The 19344-nt window shown below is 73.2% G+C and carries 17 protein-coding genes; 7 read left to right on the plus strand and 10 right to left on the minus strand.

The window, feature by feature from the left end; all coding sequences use genetic code 11:
• Window positions 1–250 precede the first annotated feature (250 nt).
• On the minus strand, window positions 251–1468 hold the full coding sequence (gene cbiE / locus ACIGXW_RS33515) for a precorrin-6y C5,15-methyltransferase (decarboxylating) subunit CbiE (protein ID WP_399576642.1): 1218 nt from the start codon (window positions 1466–1468) through the stop codon (window positions 251–253).
• 145 nt (window positions 1469–1613) lie between these two features.
• Here cbiE and tsaD point away from each other — a divergent pair, with 145 nt between their 5' ends.
• The gene (tsaD, locus tag ACIGXW_RS33520) at window positions 1614–2678 is read left to right on the plus strand and encodes a tRNA (adenosine(37)-N6)-threonylcarbamoyltransferase complex transferase subunit TsaD (protein ID WP_399576663.1); all 1065 of its coding nucleotides are present in this window, start codon (window positions 1614–1616) and stop codon (window positions 2676–2678) included.
• 12 nt (window positions 2679–2690) lie between these two features.
• Window positions 2691–5336 carry an alanine--tRNA ligase gene (gene alaS, locus ACIGXW_RS33525; RefSeq protein ID WP_399576643.1) on the plus strand — a complete coding sequence of 882 codons (2646 nt, stop codon included), beginning with the start codon at window positions 2691–2693 and terminating at the stop codon, window positions 5334–5336.
• Window positions 5337–5387: 51 nt separating this feature from the next.
• Here alaS and ACIGXW_RS33530 read toward each other — a convergent pair whose 3' ends face one another.
• Entirely contained in the window at window positions 5388–6875 is a 1488-nt protein-coding gene (locus tag ACIGXW_RS33530; RefSeq protein WP_399576644.1) for an SDR family NAD(P)-dependent oxidoreductase, read from the minus strand.
• Between the two features lie 332 nt (window positions 6876–7207).
• Between ACIGXW_RS33530 and ACIGXW_RS33535 the strand changes: the two genes are divergently transcribed.
• Window positions 7208–7447, plus strand: a complete 240-nt coding sequence (locus ACIGXW_RS33535) for a chaplin (protein WP_399576645.1) — start codon at window positions 7208–7210, stop codon at window positions 7445–7447.
• A 341-nt stretch (window positions 7448–7788) separates the two neighbouring features.
• Here the strand turns inward: ACIGXW_RS33535 and ACIGXW_RS33540 are convergent, their stop codons facing one another.
• On the minus strand, window positions 7789–8577 hold the full coding sequence (locus ACIGXW_RS33540) for a sigma-70 family RNA polymerase sigma factor (protein WP_071962518.1): 789 nt from the start codon (window positions 8575–8577) through the stop codon (window positions 7789–7791).
• Between the two features lie 334 nt (window positions 8578–8911).
• Here ACIGXW_RS33540 and rbsK point away from each other — a divergent pair, with 334 nt between their 5' ends.
• Window positions 8912–9814 carry a ribokinase gene (gene rbsK / locus ACIGXW_RS33545; RefSeq protein WP_399576646.1) on the plus strand — a complete coding sequence of 301 codons (903 nt, stop codon included), beginning with the start codon at window positions 8912–8914 and terminating at the stop codon, window positions 9812–9814.
• 6 nt (window positions 9815–9820) lie between these two features.
• On the opposite strand, the gene ACIGXW_RS33550 is transcribed toward rbsK, so the two are convergent.
• Window positions 9821–10684 carry a BTAD domain-containing putative transcriptional regulator gene (locus ACIGXW_RS33550; protein WP_399576647.1) on the minus strand — a complete coding sequence of 288 codons (864 nt, stop codon included), beginning with the start codon at window positions 10682–10684 and terminating at the stop codon, window positions 9821–9823.
• A 92-nt stretch (window positions 10685–10776) separates the two neighbouring features.
• The gene (locus ACIGXW_RS33555) at window positions 10777–11679 is read right to left on the minus strand and encodes a streptomycin biosynthesis protein (protein ID WP_399576648.1); all 903 of its coding nucleotides are present in this window, start codon (window positions 11677–11679) and stop codon (window positions 10777–10779) included.
• Between the two features lie 325 nt (window positions 11680–12004).
• On the opposite strand from ACIGXW_RS33555, the gene ACIGXW_RS33560 reads away from it, so the two are divergent.
• Both ACIGXW_RS33560 and ACIGXW_RS33565 read left to right on the plus strand, forming a co-directional pair.
• Window positions 12005–12472: a helix-turn-helix domain-containing protein gene (locus ACIGXW_RS33560; protein ID WP_071962502.1), complete on the plus strand. Its 468-nt coding sequence runs from the start codon at window positions 12005–12007 to the stop codon at window positions 12470–12472.
• 46 nt (window positions 12473–12518) lie between these two features.
• Entirely contained in the window at window positions 12519–13274 is a 756-nt protein-coding gene (locus ACIGXW_RS33565; RefSeq protein ID WP_399576649.1) for an alpha/beta hydrolase, read from the plus strand.
• A 13-nt stretch (window positions 13275–13287) separates the two neighbouring features.
• Here the strand turns inward: ACIGXW_RS33565 and panD are convergent, their stop codons facing one another.
• The 4 genes from panD to ACIGXW_RS33585 all read right to left on the minus strand — a co-directional run bounded on the left by panD (window position 13288) and on the right by ACIGXW_RS33585 (window position 17584).
• Window positions 13288–13704 carry an aspartate 1-decarboxylase gene (gene panD / locus ACIGXW_RS33570; RefSeq protein WP_399576650.1) on the minus strand — a complete coding sequence of 139 codons (417 nt, stop codon included), beginning with the start codon at window positions 13702–13704 and terminating at the stop codon, window positions 13288–13290.
• A gap of 44 nt (window positions 13705–13748) precedes the next feature.
• A complete protein-coding gene (locus tag ACIGXW_RS33575; RefSeq protein ID WP_399576651.1) occupies window positions 13749–15842 on the minus strand; it encodes a SpoIIE family protein phosphatase in 2094 nt (697 codons plus the stop codon).
• 191 nt (window positions 15843–16033) lie between these two features.
• Window positions 16034–16627 (minus strand): ATP-binding protein, encoded by a 594-nt coding sequence (locus ACIGXW_RS33580; protein WP_399576652.1) that lies wholly within the window; start codon window positions 16625–16627, stop codon window positions 16034–16036.
• Between the two features lie 306 nt (window positions 16628–16933).
• The gene (locus ACIGXW_RS33585; RefSeq protein ID WP_071962505.1) at window positions 16934–17584 is read right to left on the minus strand and encodes a DUF4360 domain-containing protein; all 651 of its coding nucleotides are present in this window, start codon (window positions 17582–17584) and stop codon (window positions 16934–16936) included.
• Window positions 17585–18061: 477 nt separating this feature from the next.
• Here ACIGXW_RS33585 and ACIGXW_RS33590 point away from each other — a divergent pair, with 477 nt between their 5' ends.
• Entirely contained in the window at window positions 18062–18406 is a 345-nt protein-coding gene (locus ACIGXW_RS33590) for a helix-turn-helix domain-containing protein (protein WP_399576653.1), read from the plus strand.
• Here the strand turns inward: ACIGXW_RS33590 and ACIGXW_RS33595 are convergent.
• On the minus strand, window positions 18392–19252 hold the full coding sequence (locus tag ACIGXW_RS33595) for a hypothetical protein (RefSeq protein WP_399576654.1): 861 nt from the start codon (window positions 19250–19252) through the stop codon (window positions 18392–18394). The genes ACIGXW_RS33590 and ACIGXW_RS33595 overlap by 15 nt on opposite strands.
• Between the last annotated feature and the right edge of the window lie 92 nt (window positions 19253–19344).

Here is a 19344-nt window from a genome sequence, read left to right on the forward strand (position 1 = left end):
GGGTTCGTGCGGCGGGGGGGGGGGGGCCCCGCCGCCCCCCCCCCCCCCCCCCACACCCCCCCCCCCCCCCCCCCCCCCCCCCCCCCCCCCCCCCCCCCCCCCCCCCCCTCCCGTTGTGGGCAATCGTCCCCCGCCCGTTGTGGGCAATCGTCCCCCGTTCGTTGTGGGCAATCGTCCCGCTGGGCGGGACGGGTGGGCACAACGGGACAGCAGACCTGTACCCGGACCGGTTCGCCCAGGGGCGGCGCCGTCACGATTTCGCCACCGACCACTGCGTCACCGGCATCGCCTGGCGCCACCCCGTGAAGCCCCCGACCGGGACGGCATGCGCAACCGCCAAGCGGGTCAGCTCGCCACCATGGCGGCGGTACCAGTCCGTCAGCAAGGCCTCGGATTCCAGCGTGACCGTGTTCGCCACCAGGCGTCCCCCCAACGGCAGTGCCTGCCAGCACGCATCGAGCAGGCCCGGCGCCGTGAGGCCGCCGCCGATGAACACCGCGTCCGGAGTGGGCAGGTCCGCCAGCACGGCGGGCGCGCGGCCCGTCACCACGCGCAGCGCCGGCACGCCCAAGGCGTCCGCGTTGCGGGCGATGCGCCCGGCACGTACGGCATCGCGTTCGACCGTGACGGCCCGGCACGAGACGTGCGCCCGCATCCACTCGATGCCGATCGAGCCGGAGCCGCCGCCCACGTCCCACAGCAGCTCGCCGGGGGCGGGCGCGAGCGCGGCCAGCGTCGCGGCGCGTACGTGGCGCTTCGTCAGCTGGCCGTCGTGCTCGAACGCCTCGTCCGGCAGGCCCGGGGTGAGGGCCGTGCGCAGGGCGCCCGGCTCGCGGCGGCAATCGATCGCGATGACGTTGAGCGCGTCGACGGGTGCGTCCCGCCAGTCCGCCGCCGTGCCCTCGACGCGGGCTTCGCGCTCGCCGCCCAGTTGTTCCAGTACGGTCATCCGGCTCGGTCCGTAGCCGCGCTCGCGCAGCCGGGCCGCCACCTCCGCGGGCGTGTCGGCTCCCGCGCTGAGCACCAGCAGCCTGCGGCCGTCGTGCAGTGCCGCCGACAGCGTTCCGAGCGGGCGGCCCACGAGACTGAGTACGTCGGTGTCGTGCAGCGGCCAGCCCAGGCGGGCGCAGGCGTACGAGACGGACGAGGGGTGCGGCAGGACGCGCAGCCGGTCGGCGCCGAGGATCTCGGCGAGGGTGCGGCCGATGCCGTAGAACATAGGGTCGCCGCTGGCCAGGACGCACACGTTCCGTTCGGCGTGCGCGGCCAGCAGGGCCGGGACGGCCGGCCGGAGCGGGGACGGCCAGGCGACGCGTTCGCCGGTGCACTCCCCCGCGGGCAGCAGGTCGAGCTGGCGGGGGCCGCCGACGAGCACCTCGGCCCGGCGCAGGGCCTCACGGGAGCCGGGGGCGAGGCCGGGCCAGCCGTCGGCGCCGATTCCGACGACCGTCACGGGGGCGTGGCTCACGGGGTCTACCTCGGGGTTCGGGCTGCGATCAAGGGGCACCGGAACTCTACTGACCTGCGGAGACCGCGCCACGGCCGGGACCTTGTTGCATAGAATGTGCAATTACCTAATGAAGGCAGGAGGCGCGCTCGTGAGGCGTTCACCGGTGGTGCTGGGTATCGAGTCGTCCTGCGACGAGACCGGCGCCGGTCTGGTCCGGGACGGGAAGCTGCTGGGCCACGCGGTGGCGTCGAGCATGGACGAGCACGCGCGCTACGGCGGCGTCGTGCCGGAGATCGCGGCGCGGGCGCACGTGCACGCGGCCGCGCCCGTGGTGCGGGCGGCGCTGGCGGACGCGGGGCTGGCGATGAGTGACATCGGCGCGGTCGCGGTCACCACCGGTCCTGGTCTGTCCGGTGCGCTGCAGGTGGGGGTCGCGGCGGCGAAGGGGGTCGCGTACGCGCTGGGCGTGCCTCTTTACGGTGTGCACCATCTGGCCGGGCACGTGGCCGCCGACACCCTCGAGCACGGGCCGCTGCCGAATCCGTGCATGGTGCTGATCGTCTCCGGCGGGCACACCTCTCTGCTGCTGGTACGGGATCTCGCCCGGGATCCGATCCTGCATCTGGGCGACACGCTCGACGACGCCGCCGGTGAGTGTTTCGACAAGGTCGCCCGTGTCTTCGGGCTGCCCTATCCGGGCGGGCCCGCGATCGACCGGGCGGCCCGGGACGGCGATCCGCGTGCGGTGGCGTTCCCGCGGCCGCTGACCGGGCCGCGGGACGATCGGTACGCGTTCTCCTTCTCCGGGCTGAAGACGGCCGCCGCCCGCTGGGTCGAGCAGCACCGCACCGCCGGCCGGGCCCTGCCGGTCGCGGACGGGGCGGCCTCGCTGCAGGAGGCCGTGGCCGACGTCCTCACCCGCAAGGCCGTCGCCGCCTGCCGGGAGCACGGCGTGGGCACCCTGGTCGTGGTCGGCGGCGTGGCCGCGAACTCGCGGGTGCGGGCGCTGGCCCAGGCCCGCTGCGAAGCTGCGGGCATCGAGCTGCGCGTACCGCCGCTACGGCTGTGCACCGACAACGGCGCGATGATCGCCGCCGTCGGTGACCTGCTGGTGCGGGCGGGCGCCGAGCCCGCGCCGCTCGACGTGTCCATCGATCCGTCCGCGCCCCTGGAATACGCGGCGCTCCAGCCCGTAGCCGGCACAGCCCGCACCGTCCGCGCCGCCTGATCGGAGTCCCCTGTGCGTACCGCCGACATCCGCAGCCGCTTCCTCGACTTCTTCGCCGCCCGCGGCCACACCGTGGTGCCCAGCGCACCGCTGCCCACCCCCGACCCGACGCTGCTGTTCGTCAACGCGGGCATGGTGCCCTTCAAGCCGTACCTGACCGGCGAGGCCGCACCGCCGTGGCCGCGCGCCACCAGCGTGCAGAAGTGCGTGCGGACCCTCGACATCGAGGAGGTCGGCAAGACCACCCGGCACGGCTCGTTCTTCCAGATGAACGGGAACTTCTCGTTCGGGGACTACTTCAAGGAAGAGGCGATCGCCTTCGCCTGGGAGCTGTCCGTCTCCGCTGTCGAGGACGGTGGGTACGGGCTCGATCCCGATCGGATCTGGGCCACCGTCCATCATTCCGACGACGAGGCCGCCTTGCTGTGGCGGCGCATCGCCGGGCTGCCCGAGGAGCGGATCGTGCGCCGGGGCGACGAGGACAACTTCTGGTCCATGGGCGTCCCGGGCCCCTGCGGGCCCTGCTCGGAGCTGTACTACGACCGCGGGCCCGCGCTGGGCCGCGCGGGCGGGCCGGCCGTGGACGAGGACCGGTACATGGAGTTCTGGAACCTGGTCTTCATGCAGTACGAGCGGGGCGAGGGCACGGGGAAGTCCGGCTATCCGATCCTGGGCGAGCTGCCGCGGCGCAACATCGACACCGGCATGGGCCTGGAGCGCATGGCCACCCTACTGCAGGGCGTCGACAACCTCTACGAGATCGACGAGACCCGGCCCGTCCTGGAGCGGGCGGCCGGGCTGACCGGGGTGCGCTACGGCTCCGACCATCAGGCGGACGTGCGGCTGCGCGTCGTCGCCGACCATGTGCGCACCGCCCTGATGATGCTGGCCGACGGCACCGCCCCCGGCAACGAGGGGCGCGGTTATGTGCTGCGCCGCATCCTGCGGCGGGCCGTGCGGTCGGTGCGGCTGCTGGGGCATCAGGACCCCTGTCTGCCGGAGCTGCTGCCGGTCGCCCGGGACTGCATGCGGCACAGCTACCCGGAGGTCGCCGAGGAGTTCGGGCGCATCGCCCAGCAGGCGTACGCCGAGGAGGACGCCTTCCGCTCGACGCTGCGGCAGGGCACCACCGTGCTGGACACGGCCGTGGCCGAGGTCAAGGCGAGCGGTGGTCATCTGCTGCCGGGGCGGCAGGCGTTCCTGCTGCACGACACCTACGGCTTCCCCATCGATCTCACGCTGGAGATGGCCGAGGAGCAGGGCGTCGAGGTCGACCGCGAGGGCTTCACCGCCCTGATGGCCGAGCAGCGCGAGCGCGCCCGCGCCGACGCCCGGGCGCGGAAGTCGGGCGGAGCGCTCGACACCTCCGCGCTGCGAACGGTCCTGGACGCCCACGGGCCCACGGACTGGCGGGCCTACGACACGCTGCTGACGGACTCCACGGTCCTGGCCCTGCTCGGGCCCACCGGTCCGCTGACGTCGGTCGCCGCCGGGGAGATCGCCACCGCCGTCCTGGACCGGACGCCCTTCTACGCCGAGTCGGGCGGGCAGGACAGCGACGCGGGCGCCCTGACCGGCGCCTCGGTCGAGGCCGAAGTGCTCGACGTGCAGCGGCCGTTGCCGGGGCTGGTGGTCCATCAGGTCCGGGTCACGGCGGGCGAGCTGGCGGTGGGCGATGCCGTACGGGCCGCCGTCGACCCCGAGTGGCGGCTGGGCGCCCGGCAGGCGCACTCCGGTACGCACGTGCTGCACGCGGCCCTGCGGCAGGTGCTCGGTCCGACCGCGCTGCAGGCCGGCTCGTACAACCGGCCCGGCTATCTGCGGCTGGACTTCCCCTGGCGCGGCGCCCTCGGCCCGGCGGCGCGCGGCGAGGTCGAGGAGGCGGCGAACCGTGCGCTGCGCCGGGACCTGCCGGTGGACGTGCGGTGGATGTCGCTGCCCGAGGCCAAGGAGCTGGGGGCCCTGGCGCTCTTCGGCGAGACGTACGGCGAGCGGGTGCGGGTCGTCGAGATCGGCGGTGCGTGGTCGCGCGAGCTGTGCGGCGGCACGCATGTGGAGCGCGCGTCGCAGGTGGGCGTGGTGGCGCTGACGGCGGAGTCGTCGGTGGGGGCCGGGATGCGGCGGCTGGAGGCCGCGGTCGGCTTCGAGGGCTTCGGCTATCTGGCCCGCGAGCGCGATCTGGTCTCGCGCCTGGCGGAGCAGCTCCAGGCGCCGCGCGCGCAGCTGCCCGACCGGGTCACGGTGCTGCTCGACCGGCTCAAGGCCGCTGACCAGCGTGCGGAGGAGCTGCGCAGGCGGGCCGAGCGGGGCCGTGCCGTGGAGCTCGCCGGGGCGGCGGCCGACGTAGGCGGCACGCTCGTGGTCACGGCGACCACGGACGGCGACGCGCGCTCCCTGGCCCTGGCCGTCCGCGACCGCCTGCCGGACGCCCGGCCCGGCGTGGTGGCGGTCGGCTCGGCGGGCGACGGCAAGGCCGTCCTGACGATCGCCCTCAACCGCGCGGCGACCACCGCGGGCCTGTCGGCCGCGACCTTGGTGAAGTCCCTCCTCGGCGGCCGCGGCGGCGGCTCGGCGGAGGTGGCCCAGGGCGGCGGCGTTCCCGCGGACGCCCTGCAGGCGACGCTGGCCTCCGTACCCGGCCTGCTGACGCGGTCCTGACCGTCCTGCGGTGCCGGACGGGCCGGATGCCGGCCCGTCCGGTGGCTCGGACTACCAGTTCGACTTGCGGTAGTCCTTCAGGAAGCAGCCGTACAGGTCCTCGCCCTGCTCGCCGCGGACGATGGGGTCGTAGACCCGTGCCGCGCCGTCCACGAGGTCCAGCGGGGCGTGGAAGCCCTCGGCGGCGAGGCGGACCTTGTCCGGGTGCGGGCGCTCGTCGGTGATCCAGCCGGTGTCGACGGCGGTCATCAGGATGCCGTCGCTCTCCAGCATCTCCTGGGCGCTGGTGCGGGTGAGCATGTTCAGCGCGGCCTTGGCCATGTTGGTGTGCGGGTGGCCCGCACCCTTGTAGCCGCGGCTGAAGACGCCCTCCATGGCGGAGACGTTCACCACGTACGTGCGGCGGGCGGCGGCCGCGGCCATCGCCGGCCGCAGGCGGCTGATCAGGATGAACGGTGCCGTGGAGTTGCACAGCTGGACCTCGAGGAGCTCGACCGGGTCGACCTCCGAGACGGTCTGGATCCAGCTGTTGGTGGAGTCCAGGTCCGGCACCAGCCCGCCGGCGTCGATCGCGGTGCCGGCCTCGATGCGGGCCAGGGAGGCCGAGCCTCCGACGAGCGCCAGGTCGGTGACGTCCTGCGCGGTCAGGGCGTCGCCTTCGCGGCGGGGGGCCGGCAGGGCGGCGACGGCGTCCACCGCACCGCTGCCGAAGGTGCCGATCACCTCGGCGGCGGGCAGCTCGCCCGCGGGCAGCGGGGCGGACTCGGCGGCGACCAGCTCGCTGTAGGCACGCGGGGAGCGGCGCACGGTCTGGGCCGCGTTGTTGATCAGGATGTCGAGCGGGCCCTCGGCCGCCACGGAGTCGGCGAGGGCGACCACCTGGGCGGGGTCGCGCAGGTCGATGCCGACGACCTTGAGGCGGTGGATCCACTCGTCACTGTCCGGCATCGCCTTGAAGCGCCGGATGGCGTCGTTGGGGAAGCGCGTGGTGATGGTGGTGTGAGCACCGTCACGCAGCAACCGCAGGGCGATGTACATGCCGATCTTCGCCCGGCCGCCGGTGAGCAGCGCACGGCGGCCGGTGAGGTCGGTGCGGGCGTCGCGGCGGGCGCGGTTCTCGGCCGCGCATTCCTGGCACAGCTGGTGGTAGAAGGCGTCGACCTCGACGTAGCGGGTCTTGCAGATGTAGCAGGACCGGGGGCGCTGGAGGATGCCCGCGATCTCGCCGACGGTCGTGGAGCTGGGCAGGATGCCCTGGGTCTCGTCGTCGATGCGCTCGGCGGAGCCGGTGGCCGTGGCCTCCGTGACGGACTTGTCGTGGGCGGTCTTGGCGGCGCGGCGCTCCTGGCGGCGGCGCTGCTTCACCGTCCGGTAGATCCCGGCCGTGGCACGGCGCACCGTGATCGCGTCGGGGTGGTCGACCGGCAGCTCGTCGAGCTCCGCGAGGACGTTCAGGCAGATCGCCATGCGCTCGGGATCTATGCCGGGGTGGTCCGACTGGTGGCCTGCACCGTCGTGGATTTCTTCAGTGACGGTCATGACCGCTGTCGTTTCCAGTCCGCTTGTTCGATAAGGGTTCCAGGAAACTGTACGTAGAGCGGTGCGGCAGCGCCAATCCCGACCGGTGGGGCTCCGGAGCGGGCCGTGCCCCGGGCCGGCCGGCGGCGGGGTGTGGGGGCGGCGGCGGACGGCAGCCGGGCGATCACGGACCGGCCCGGAAGCCAGGGATTCCCTTTTCTCAAACCCCGGACATTACATCCGACTTATTGGCCTTTCCGGGTTAATTCCGAGCGCTATGGCCCATATTGGACCAACTCCTACTGAACCGCCCGCCACAATTGCCTCTCAACACCCCTTAGAAAGGTTTAGCCATGTCGCGTATCGCCAAGGCAGCCGTCCTGACCGCCGCCGTCGGCACCGTCGTATCCGGCGCCGCCGGCATCGCCTCGGCCGACTCCGGCGCGCAGGGTGCCGCCGTGGGCTCGCCCGGCGTCATCTCGGGCAACGTCATTCAGGTCCCGATCCACATCCCGATCAACCTCTGCGGCAACTCGATCAACATCGTCGGTCTGCTGAACCCCACCTTCGGCAACACCTGCATCAACAACTGAGCCACACCCCCCAAGAGCGCGCGCGTCACAGCCGGACCCGCGCGCACCGCGCGGGGGGAGGGTCACAGTCAGCCGCCGGAACCCTCCTCTGCGCGCCCGTGGCGCCCATCCTCCTGATGGGCGCCACTGCCGCGTCCGGGTGGCGATACCGGCTCGGACCCGTCCCCGCCCCCGGACGCGGCATCCCCGTCGGGGGACCGCCGGCCGTGCCCGGCGTGCTCGGCCCCGGGGAGATCGGGCACGTCGACGATCGGCGGCAGGTCCGGGGTCAGATGCGTGTGGTGTGCGGTCATGGTGAGCGCCTGCCCTCCATCGCGGGGACGGGAAAAGCGGGAATCGGGTCAGGCCGCCGCGAGCAGCTGCCGGCGCAGCCGCTCGCAGGTACGGCTGAGAATGCGGGAGATCTGCATCTGCGAGACGCCCAGGCGCGCACCGATCTGCTGCTGGGTGAGGTTGCCGAAGAACCGCCAGTACAGGACGTATCTCTCGCGCTCGGGCAGCGCGTCCAGCAGCGGTTTGAGGGCCTGCCGGTCGATGACGAGGTCCAGGGCGCGGTCGGGCAGTCCCAGGGTCTCGGCCAGCGGCAGGTCGTCGGCGCCGGCGACCGGATGGTCGAGGGAGAGGGTGTGGTGCACGCCGTCGGCGTGCAGGCCGCGCCGGACCTCCTCCTCGGACAGTCCCGTCTCGGCGGCCAGCGCGGCCGCGGTGACGTGCGCGCCGGAGTCGCGCTGTTCCAGCCGGGTGCGCGCGGCACGGACGGCGGCGCGCAACTCCTGGTCCCTGCGCGGTATGTGGAGCGACCACACGTGGTCGCGCACATGCCGCTTGAGCTCGCCGGTGATGGTGGGGATGGCGAACGACTCGAACGCGCACCCGAGGTGCGGATCGAAGCGGTCGACGGCGTGGACGAGGGCCAGGGCGGCCACCTGCCGCAGGTCCGCCGGGCTCTCACCGCTCTTGCGGAACCGCACGCTGACGCGCTCGGCCATGGGCAGCCAGGCGGCGATCACCTCCTGCCGCAGCCGGTCCCGTTCGGGGCCCTCGGGGAGCGCGGCCAGGCGCAGGAAGTGACCCTTGGTGTCGGGCGAGGCGGTGTCGCGCCCCCGGGGGCAAGGCCTTGTCTCAGCCATGGTCACAGCTGTCCCCTCGCTCGTGCGTCAAGGACGCCAGGGAGTGCCGGATGCTGCCGGCCGGAGCACCGTTGCGGCGCCTGCGCCCACGCCCCGCGCACGGTCGGAACCGGTGCTCCGGGGCCGGGCCGGCCGGTGTCGGCCACGGTCGTCCCAGCATGACCCGGCGCCACGATTCCCGCGACTCGGAGCGTGCGCACCGTCACCCAGAGCGAAAACAGGTCCGCGCGGGCGTCGGAGGCGCCCCGGGGTGAGAGGCTGCCGGAGCAGGTGAAGGTGCCGGTCGTGCTGGTGACGAGGGCGAACGCGGCGGACTTTGATGGGTGACACGCGCATGTATGAGGTACTGGTGATCGGCTCGGCCAACGCGGACCTGATGGTCCGGGTCGGCCGGCGCCCCGGGCCGGGCGAGACCGTCCCGGGCACGGACCTGATGGAGTCCGCCGGCGGCAAGGGCGCCAACCAGGCCGCGGCGGCGGCCCGCCTGGGCGCCCGTACGGCCCTGCTGGCCCGGGTCGGCGACGACGCGTTCGGTCGACTGGTGTTGGACGCCCAGCGCGCGGCGGGCTCAGAGCTGAGGCATGTGCTGGTGGAGAAGGGGGCCCGGACCGGGACCGCGATGATCGTCGTCGGTCCGGACGGGGACAACACCATCGTGGTCTCCCCCGGCGCCAACGCCCGCCTCACGCCGGACGACGTGCGGGCGGCCCGCGAGGCGGTCGCCGCCTCGGCGGTGGTCTCGCTCCAGCTGGAGGTGCCGCCGGAGACGGTACGGGCGGCGGTCGACGTCGCCGCGGAGACCGGCACCCGGGTGGTGCTCAACCCCTCGCCGGCCCCGGACGCCCTCGACGCGCGGCTGTTGTCGGCCGCCGACCCGCTCGTGGTCAACGAACACGAGGCGCGGCAGCTGTCGGGGCTCGGGGACGGCTCCCCCGACCGGTGGGCACGGGCGCTGCTGGAGCGGGGGGCGCGTTCGGTCGTGGTGACCCTGGGCGGGGAGGGTGCGTTGGTGCTGGAGGCTCAGGCGGCCGAGCCGGTCGCCGTGCCCGGCGTCGAGGCGGAGGTCGTCGACACGACCGGGGCGGGCGACGCGTTCACCGGTGCGCTGGCGACCCGGCTGGCGCGGGGCGCCTCCCTGCCGGACGCCGTCCGCTTCGCCGTGCGCGTGGGCGCGGCGGCGGTGACCCGGGAGGGCGCGCAGACGTCGTACCCGACGGCGGATGAGCTCGCCCTATAAGAGGGGTCACCGCGTCAGTTGGCGCGGAACGGCGTCCAGCGGCGGTCCCGACTCCGCGACGCACTCCGCGAGCAGCGCCATCTCCACCGCCACCTGGCTCTCCCCCTGGCCCGAACCGATCTGACGGAACGCGCGGTGGGCCACCGCGAGGTACTGCCCGGCGCGGACGGTGCGGCGCAGCATGCGGCAGAAGCGGCCGAGCACCAGGTTGGCCTCGGCGACCAGCAGGGCGTCGCCGGTGCGTTCGGCGGTGGCCAGCGCGTCGAGCAGGGTGCTCTCCGCCTCGTCGAAGAGGCCGGTGGCCACCTGTGTCTCGCCGATGCCGAGCAGCGCTTCGTAGGCGGCCAGGCGTCGTTCCTCCAGGCGGGCGGCCTCCTCCTCGGTGACCCGGCCGCCCACGCCCTCGAGCGCCTGTCCGCTCCACAGGTCGAGGGCGCGCCGGTACAGGGCGCCGGCTTCGGTGAGTTCGCCTTCCCCGGCGGCCTCGTCCGCGGCGGTGACCAGGGCGTCGAAGGCGCGCACGTCGACGTCGGTCCGTTCGGTGCGCAGGCGGTAGCCCTGGTGGGCGGTGATGATGACGGGGCCGGTGTGGCCGGCGGCTCTGAAGGCCTTGCGCAGGGCCCGGACGCACAGGACGACCTGGGTCCGGGCGGAGAGCGGCGCCCGGTCGCCCCATACGGCGTCGACCAGGGTGTCGAGGGGGACGACCCGGCCGCGGGCCAGGACGAGGAGGGAGAGGACGACGCGCTGGCGGCGGCCGTCGATGGTGACGGGCTCGCCTCCGACCGTGGCCGAGACCGGTCCCAGGAGGGTGAAGGCGATCGCCCCGGCGTCGACGCCGGTGGTGGTCACTGCTGTCGCGGCGCTCATTGCCTGCCCTCGTATCCGCGGCGGTCGCCGCACAGCGTCGGTCCCCCGCGAGGCCAGCTGCCCGCGGACTGTCCGTACGAAGCGTCGGGCCGTCATACGGCCCGGCGTTCGAGTTCGATCGCGAAGCGCAGCCAGGATTCGCCGCAGTAGCGGGCGGCCTGGGCCACCATCGCCCGGCGGTGGGCGGGCACGGCGTCGAGCAGCCGGCGCCATCTGGTGCCGCCCAGGGTGTGGGCGCTCAGCAGCTGCAGCAGGGCGCGGCCGTCCTCGGTGAAGCGGAGGGAGGGGTCCTTGCAGAGCTTCTTCAGCGGTGGATCGGTGCTCACGGTGACGCTCGCCGCCGGCTCGGCGGCGACCACGACCGGTGCGGGCGCGGGCTGTGCGCAGATCTCGGTCTCCTGCATGCGGCTCTCGGCGTCGCGCAGCTTCTTGGGCACGGGGTCCTGGCCCTGGCGTATGCGCAGGCGTACGTCCCGTGCGGTGCCCACGGCGATTCCGGCGCCGTCGGCGATCTCCCGCAGGCTGGCCTGGGGCTTGGCGGCGATCAGCGCGCCGGCCCGGCGGCGGCCCTCCGCCGGATTGACGGGCCGGACCCGGCCGTCGCGGCCGGTGCGGGCCTTGACCTGCGGGGCCTGCCCGGTGGCCCGTCTGCGCAGGGCGGCCACGGTGCTGGCGGCCAGGCCCGTGGCCGAGGCGATCAGCCGGTCCGACCAGTGTGGATGGCTGCGGATGATGCGCTCGGCGGCGGCCGTGCGGTCCGCCTGTGTGAGCGGCAGTCCGTGCCGGGTGTTGACCCTGACCGCGTGGACGAAGGCGTCCTCGGCGCTGCCGTCGAAGAACCGGACCGCGATCCGCTCATCCCCCCGTAGACGAGCGGCTCGCAGCCGGTGCATGCCATCGACGACCCGCAGTGTTTCGCGGTGGACGACGATGGGCGGCAGTGGTGCATCCAGCCGCGCGAGCGCCTGGACGTGGAGCGGGTCCTCGCCCGCCACCCTCGGAGAATCCGAGGGCAGCAGGGCGCCTAGAGGTAGCACAGCGGTCCGTTGCTGTTCCGGCTCCGGATCCGTCACGACATCCCCCCCAGCAGAACCTCCGAACGACGGCGGATCCCCCGTGCACGGTGGAGGCGGGCACCGGGCCCCCCTCAACCAACTGGTGATTGACCGCCCTAGAGAGCGATCCAACACCAGTCGATCCGCCGACACCCAGGACGCTAGGCAGCGAGCCCACCCTCTGTCAACCGCATTCGGAGCGCGGTGACATGGACGGCCCCGACCGCCCTTAAGCTAGATTGACCGCCGGGAGGGAGGTGCGATCATGAACAACCCCGACGCCACGGCCGAGAACTCACTGGCCGACAAGCTCAATCACCTGTTCCGAACGGTGATTCCGGCAGGCCGGGAGCCGTACACGACGGAAGAGGTGGCGCGTGCGATCACCGCCGGAGGCGTGTCGATTTCCGGTAGCTACATCTGGCTGCTGCGCAAGGGACAGCGCGACAATCCGACGCTGCGGCATCTGGAGGCGCTGGCGAAGTTCTTCGGCGTACCTCCGGCGTATTTCTTCGACGACCAGGTGACCGCGGCGGTCAACGCCGACCTCGGCCTGATGGTGGCCCTGCGCGACACCCAGGTGCAGCGCGTGGCGCTCCGCGCGGCCGGCCTCTCCGCCGCGAGCCTGCATTCGATCAACGAAGTCATCGAGCGGGTCCGCCAGTTGGAGGGTCTCCCGACCAACCCGGCCGCCCCCGCTTCCCAGGCCGCCCCGCCCGAGGACCGGTCCTAGCTCCCACGGCGGCCGGTCAGCCGAGACCCGACCAGGAAAGGCCGCCGTGCCCGAACGCCCCGACGTGACGTGCGAGCCCGTCACCGCGCCCAACGGCAAGCTCATCGACGTCCACCGGCCCGTTCCGGCCACCGCTCCGGCGCCGCTGCCGACGGTGCTGCTCTGGCACGGCGTCGGCCCGGACGAGCGGGACGTCATGCGGCCGCTGGCGCGGGCGGTGGCCGCGACGGGCGTGCTCGTCCTCGTCCCCGACTGGCGCTCGGACGCCGACGACAGCGGCCGGGCCCAGCTGCTGGCCTCGCTGGAGTACGCCCGTACGCACGCGGGCGAGCATGGGGGCGGCCCGGAACGGATCGTGCTGGCCGGGTGGTCGGCGGGCGCCCCGGCCGCCCTGGGCATCGCCCTGCGGCCGGAGGTGACGGACGGGTGGCGGCCGGCGGCGGTCGTGGGCATCGCCTCGCGCTACGACTTGCCGGCCCGGACGACGGGCACCGTCCCGCTGGGCGACCTGGCCGCCGCGGGGCCGGGCATCCCCGCTCCGGTGCCGGTGCACCTGGTGCACGGCACGGCGGACACCCTGATGGGCCCGGCGTACTCGCGCGCGGCGCGGGACGCCCTCATGGCGCACCGCTGGCCCACCTGGCTGGAGGAGATACCCGGCGCCGACCACGCCGGGGCGATCGGGATGGAGTACGACCCGGAGCTGCGGCGCCTGCGGCCGAGCGCGGACGAGCGGGTCCGGGCGGCAGGAGAGCGGGCGGCCCGGACGATCGCCCGGGCGGCCGGGACGGTCCTGGCCTGAAACTGCGGGGGCGTCAGCCCGTGACGAGGTCTCCGCGCCGCAGGCCGGAGCCCTCGGGGACGGCGGCAGGGTCGCTGCCGAGGTCGGCGATGGCGTTGTGCTCGTCGACGAAGACCACGCGCGGCTCGAAGGTGCGGGCCTCGGCGTCGTCCATGGAGCCGTAGGCGATGATGATGACCAGGTCGCCGGGGCTGATCAGGCGGGCGGCGGCGCCGTTGATGCCGATCACGCCGGTGCCGCGCGGGCCCTCGATGACGTAGGTCGACAGCCGGTTGCCGTTGTCGATGTCGACGATGTCGACCTTCTCGCCCGGCAGCAGGTCGGCGGCTTCCATCAGGTCGGCGTCAATGGTCAGCGAGCCCACGTAGTGCAGGTCCGCCTGGGTGACGGTGGCGCGATGGATCTTGGACTTCATCATGGTGCGAAGCACGGAGAAACTCCTGGTTTGTCGGCTCCCTGCCTGCTCTTCGCAGGTCAAGGGCTGTCTTCGCACTCTACAACCCCCGGCCGGACCCGGGCGATGAGCAGCGCCACGTCGTCCTGGTCGTTGTCCTCGCGCAGTTCGCGCAGCAGCATGTCGCAGGTGGACTCCAGGTCGGGCATCGGCCCGTCGAGCAGGCCGACGAGCACCTCGAGCCGGGTGTCGATGGCCTCGTCGCGGGTCTCGACCAGGCCGTCGGTGTAGAACACGAGCTGGTCGCCGGGGTCCAGGTCCACGACGATGCTCTCGAAGGGGACGCCCCCGACGCCCAGGGGCGCGCCTGTGGGCAGGTCGAGGAGGGCGGGGCGGCGGTCGGGGCGCATGAGGACCGGGGGCAGGTGCCCGGCGTTGGCGACGCGGCACTGCCGGCTCTGCGGGTCGTAGACGGCGTAGACGCACGTGGCGAGCGCCTGGTCCAGACCACTGGCGGTGAGGTCGAGGTGGCGCAGGACCTCGGCGGGGTCGAGGCCGAGCGCGGAGAGGGTGCGGCCGGCGGTGCGCAGCTGGCCCATGGCCGCGGCGGCGTTGATGCCGCTGCCCATGACGTCGCCGACGACCAGCGCGCTCTGGTCGTCGTCCTGCGGGATGACGTCGAACCAGTCGCCGCCGACCTGGCCGGCCGCGCCGGCGGGCTGGTAGCGGTAGGCGACCTCCAGGCCGACCGGGTTCTGGGGCAGTTGGGGCAGCAGGTCACGCTGGAGGGTGAGGGCGGTGGCGCGCTCGCGCTGGTACCAGCGAGCGTTGTCGATGCAGACGGCCGCGCGGGCGGCGAGCTCTCCGGCGAGCACGACGTCGTCCTCGCCGAAGGGCTCGGGGTTGCTGGTGCGCTTGAGGTCCAGGGCGCCGAGCACCTCGCCCCGGGCGATCAACGGGACCGCCATGTACGAGTGCAGACCGGCCCGGCCCAGCCGCCGGGCGGCGTCCTCGTCACGGGCGATGCGGGGCAGGTCCTCGGGCCGTACCTCCGAGAGCAGGACGGGGCGGCCGGTGGTGACGCAGCGGGCGACGAGGCGGTCGGCGTCGTACCGGGCGATCTCACCGGGCGGGTCGGCGGCCCGTACGGCCTCCGTGGCCTCGTCCGACATCACCGAGGCCACGGCCAGGGCCCGGAACACCGCGGCCTGCTGCCCCGGCGGGGCGGAGTTGCCGCCCAGCACGGTGTCGAGGACGTCGACGGCGGCCACGTCGGCCAGGTCGGGCACCACGACCTCGGCGAGCTCCCGGGCGGTCTGGTCGAGGTCGAGGGTGGTGCCGATCAGTACCGACGCGTCGGCGATCAGGGCCAGCCTGCGGCGGGCCTCGGTGGCGGCGTGGTGCCGCTCGGTGACGTCCACGACGGAGGTGGCCAGGCCCATCTCCCGGCCGGCGGGGTCCTCGAGACGGTAGTAGGAGACCAGGCGGGCCCGTTCGCCCACGGCGGGGTCGGCCGTACGGCCCACCACGAACTGGTCCACCAGGGGGGTGCCGCTGGCCAGGACCCGGCGCATGGCGGACTCGATCTCCGCGGCGTTCTTGACGGGCAGCACGTCGTGGACGCGCTTGCCGATGTGGTCCCGGGCGGACAGCCCGTGCATCCGCTCCAGCGCGGGATTGACCATGACGTACCGCAGCTCGGTGTCCATGACGGCCAGGCCGATCGGGGACTGGGCCACCAGGCGGAGCGAGAGGGCCAGGTCCCGCTCGACGTCGCGCAGGACCTCGCGGTCGGTGGCCATGCCGAGGGCGAAGACGCCGCCGTCCTTGTCCTCCAGCCGCATGTTGCGGAATTCCAGCAGACGGGTGGTGCCGTCCTTGTGGAGGGCGGGGAAGACGCCGGCCCAGTAGCCGCCGCTCATCACCTTGGCGAAGAGTTCGAGGACGTCGCCCCGGTGGTCCTCGTCGACCAGGAGCTTGGCGGCGAACTGCCCCAGGGCCTCGGAGGCGGACCAGCCGAACAGCTCCTCGGCCTGCGGGCTCCACAGGACGATCCGGCCTTCCTGGTCCAGCACCGCCGCGGCCACGCTGAGCAGGTCGAGGAGGCTGCCGGGCTCGTACGGGGCGGGCCGGGAACGGCCCGGGTCGGGCCGGTATGCGTCGGTGGTGCCCATTCGAGGTCGTCCTCCTTCCGCCCGCTCGGGGTGGTGCGGCGGCCTCGCGCCCGGTCCCTCGGTCCTTCCTCGCCGTTTACGCCGCAGCGTCTTCCATGTTCCCTCCGAACCCGCACCCTGCGCAGCCCACGGCGGCGTCCGGCGGCATTGGTGGTGCGTCCCGCCGCGCCGCGCGCCCCCGCGGGCGCACGTCAGTCGCCGGGCGTGGCTCCGGGGAGGGGAAGGGTGAACCAGACGGTCTTGCCGGTGCCGGTGCCGGAGGCGTGGTGGCCCCACTGGGCGGCGATCTGCTCGACCAGCCAGATGCCCCGGCCGTTCTCGCTGTCCGGGCCGGCCTCGGCGCACTGCGGCAGGCAGCCGCCGGCGTCGGTGACCTGGGCGACCAGGTGGTCGGGGGTGCGGCTGATGACGAGCTGGACGTCTGCGGCGCCCCCGGGCACGTGCACGATGGCGTTGGTGACCAGCTCCGACAGCAGCAGGGTGGCGTCGGCCGTCAGCCCGTGCAGCCCCCATTCGGCCAGCAGGCGCTCGGTGAAGCGGCGCGCGGCGGCCACGGAGGGCGGGGCGGCGGGCAGCGAGACGGCCCGCGCGGGCGGCGGCCCCGGATACGTCCGGTGGGCCGCCCACGGCGTGGGCGGGCTGTGGGTGCACGACGGCGTGCCGGGACCCCACAGGCCGAGGAGCCGCTGGGGTTTCATCGCCCATGCGGCGACGGGTTCACAGGCGCTGGCGACGGCGTCGGCCGTCGGCGAAGAACTCAGGGTGTCGCGGCTGAATGCAGGCATGTGGCTCGGGTGCGTTCGAGGGGGCGCGAAGGGCGCTGGACGAGGTGCTCGTCCGCTGCGCCGGCGGCCCCATGGAGCGATACGTGGACCGTCCGTCTTCGCGAGGGATTCCCCAACATTCGCTCGGTTTTCGCCAGAGGTCTATACCCGATGGGTCACGATTTCCCTGCGGAGTGCGATATCCGCAGGTAGGAAGGGATGGTTTGGGCGCAAAGTCGGTGTGAGCGGGGACACGATCCCGCCACCGGCGGGCCCGCCGGGTTCCGCGGACCCGCCGGGCGCCCGGGATCCGGGCGCGCGGAGCCGTCAGGGCTTCGGGCATTCCTTCCAGGCGAGGTGGTAGATCGTGTTGATGCTGCCGTCCGTCGAGTCCATGGTCATGAAGCTCGTCGTCCTGCTGGGGTCGGACGAGCCGGCGTTGACCCGCAGCTCGGTGTTGATGTTGAAGTTCCGCCGCTCACCGCAGGGCGCCCAGACCAGCGCCGCGATGGGGACGCTGTCGGTGGCCTGCCAGTTGTCGGCATAGTTGCCTCTGAAGGTGTGGCTGCTCGGGGTGGTGACGGGCGAGCCCTGGAAGTAGTACGAGGCCTTCTGTACGCCGTACGCGCCGGATTCGAGCTTGGCGTAGCCGCGGTAGTCGGCGGCGGCGATCGCGTAGGTGAAGCCCTGCGGCACGTGGACGTTCAGGTTCAGCTGGCAGTTCTTGCGGAAGTCGGTGGGCTTGGAGCCGACGCCGACCTGGGCGAGGTACTGGCTGTAGGTGACGGTGAAGGCCGTGTTGTCGGGCGAGACCGCGACGGCGGCGGTCCCGGCCGGACAGCCCGACCCGTTGACGGTGGCGACCTCGATGACGATCTTGTCCGGCGGCGGGTTGGTGATGACGGAGGGACTGTGCGTGGAGAGCGGCGTCGCCAGTAACGCCGCGATCGCGCCTGCTGTGAAGAGACCGGCGGGCATGGTGCTCCAATCGGTTGTCTGCGGGCCCCGGGGGCCCGAGGGGAAGACAAGTGATCCCGCGCCCGTTGGCGCCGGGAATTCCCCCGAGCGGAGGGGGCGGGCGTCGGGATGCAGGAAGTGCCGGGCGAACCGGGAAAGGTGGCGGGCGGCGGGCCCGTCATGACCGTAATACGGACATGCTCATGCCAACCTGCTGGACCTTTCCCGGGCCCGTTGGGACTGAGAGCGTTCGAATCGTAGGGGGCGGAAGGGGGGTTGGCCAGACGTCGCGCCACGGCTCCACCGGAGTGAAACCCCCGGATCTGGCCGAAAAGCGTCGACGATCGCGTATTCCCTGGTCATCGACAAGGAACGCCCGCCTCCTGGTTGTGGGGACCCGCCGTTTGCGCCAGACTTGGCTTTTAGCTAGGACTAAAGGTGGCATGCTGCAATCAAGGACTTCCGGACCTGACGACAGCACAGCTGGTGGGGGTAGACATGGCCTGGCGAGAGACCGTAGAGGGTGGTCGTACGGCGGAGCTGGCGGGAGCCGCGCTCGCACGTCAGGCGACGGCGTCGCTGGCCGGACTGCTCGCCGAACGCGGCATGACCCGCAAGGACTTGGCCGACTGCATGGGCGTCTCGCCCGGCCGGGTCAGCCAGATCCTCTCCGGCGGCGAGAACCTCACCCTGAGGTCGCTGGCCGCCGTCGCGGAATCACTCGACGCGAGAGTGGAGATCAGCTTCTACGACCCGTCGGACGGCCGAGAACCGTACGCCACGGGTCCCGCGCTGCCCGAGACCGCGCCCATCACGCCTTTGACGCCGTCACCGTACTGCTGAGACGTCCGGTGCGCCCGACGCGCCCGGCGCGTCCTCCACGGCGGGGGGCGCCAGCTGCCTCCGCTTGAGCTCGAGGATCCGCTCGCCGTCGCTGCGCCTGCCGTGTGCGTGGACGAGCTCCAGCAGGTACTTCAGATACTGCTCCGCCTCGCCGAAGGACCGCCGCAGCATGCGCAGTTCCTCCCGGTAGGGCTGTCGGCCCTGCTGCTGGCAGGCCTTGTCCACCCTGGTCTCCAGCGTGATCCACTTCTGCGCCGCGGTCCGCACGTCCTTGTGCCGTTCGTTGACCTCCCGCTTGAGGCCGGTGCGGGTCCGTCCGGTGTCCCCCGGCACGTCGGCGCGCAGCAGCAGATGGGCCCTGATCTGGTCGGCGAAGGACTGGACGTCCCAGCAGTCGCCGAAGCCCTCGGCCATCCGCTCGCACCAGTCGGCACGGTCGGCCCGCAGCCGCAGGGCCAGCTGACGGAGCAGCAGGGAGTTGCCCAGGGTCAGCACCGCCAGGGCGGCGCGCCCACTGGTCTGCTCCCCCCTGCCCCGGGAGACCACGCCCCAGCCCGTCGCGAGGCCCACCGCCCACGGCGGGACGCTGGGGGTCAGCGGCAGCAGCAGGCCGCTGACCAGGGCCGCCGTCCCCGCGGTCCACAGCACGACGCACAGGCCCAGCGCCGACGAGCGGACCGTGCCCAGCAGCCGGCCGTCCTCCTTGTAGCGGAAGACCAGGCACACCCAGGTCACGGGTGCGCAGACGGCGGCGGGCACGACCCACTCGGAGATGACGGACGCCTGGTCCAAGGCCACATCGGCTCCCACTCTGGAGGCGGAGACGGCGAGGCCCTTCGTGGACATCTGCTCCGTGCACCGCGGGCAGCGCCGACAGCCTTCACACCACGCTCACCGCGACGACGACCAAATGATGTTCCCACCGCGGCGGTTACGGC

Source organism: Streptomyces sp. NPDC053079, assembly GCF_044546695.1.
In the GTDB taxonomy this organism is placed as follows: domain Bacteria; phylum Actinomycetota; class Actinomycetes; order Streptomycetales; family Streptomycetaceae; genus Streptomyces.

What these genes read in the sequence shown, in the direction of transcription:
- ACIGXW_RS33530 (WP_399576644.1), bottom strand. Translation starts at nt 6,875, where the DNA reads ATGACCGTCACTGAAGAAATCCACGACGGTGCAGGCCACCAGTCGGAC.
- ACIGXW_RS33535 (WP_399576645.1), top strand. Translation starts at nt 7,208, where the DNA reads ATGTCGCGTATCGCCAAGGCAGCCGTCCTGACCGCCGCCGTCGGCACC.
- ACIGXW_RS33540 (WP_071962518.1), bottom strand. Translation starts at nt 8,577, where the DNA reads ATGGCTGAGACAAGGCCTTGCCCCCGGGGGCGCGACACCGCCTCGCCC.
- rbsK (WP_399576646.1), top strand. Translation starts at nt 8,912, where the DNA reads ATGTATGAGGTACTGGTGATCGGCTCGGCCAACGCGGACCTGATGGTC.
- ACIGXW_RS33550 (WP_399576647.1), bottom strand. Translation starts at nt 10,684, where the DNA reads ATGAGCGCCGCGACAGCAGTGACCACCACCGGCGTCGACGCCGGGGCG.
- ACIGXW_RS33560 (WP_071962502.1), top strand. Translation starts at nt 12,005, where the DNA reads ATGAACAACCCCGACGCCACGGCCGAGAACTCACTGGCCGACAAGCTC.
- ACIGXW_RS33575 (WP_399576651.1), bottom strand. Translation starts at nt 15,842, where the DNA reads ATGGGCACCACCGACGCATACCGGCCCGACCCGGGCCGTTCCCGGCCC.
- ACIGXW_RS33580 (WP_399576652.1), bottom strand. Translation starts at nt 16,627, where the DNA reads ATGCCTGCATTCAGCCGCGACACCCTGAGTTCTTCGCCGACGGCCGAC.
- ACIGXW_RS33585 (WP_071962505.1), bottom strand. Translation starts at nt 17,584, where the DNA reads ATGCCCGCCGGTCTCTTCACAGCAGGCGCGATCGCGGCGTTACTGGCG.
- ACIGXW_RS33590 (WP_399576653.1), top strand. Translation starts at nt 18,062, where the DNA reads ATGGCCTGGCGAGAGACCGTAGAGGGTGGTCGTACGGCGGAGCTGGCG.
- ACIGXW_RS33595 (WP_399576654.1), bottom strand. Translation starts at nt 19,252, where the DNA reads ATGTCCACGAAGGGCCTCGCCGTCTCCGCCTCCAGAGTGGGAGCCGAT.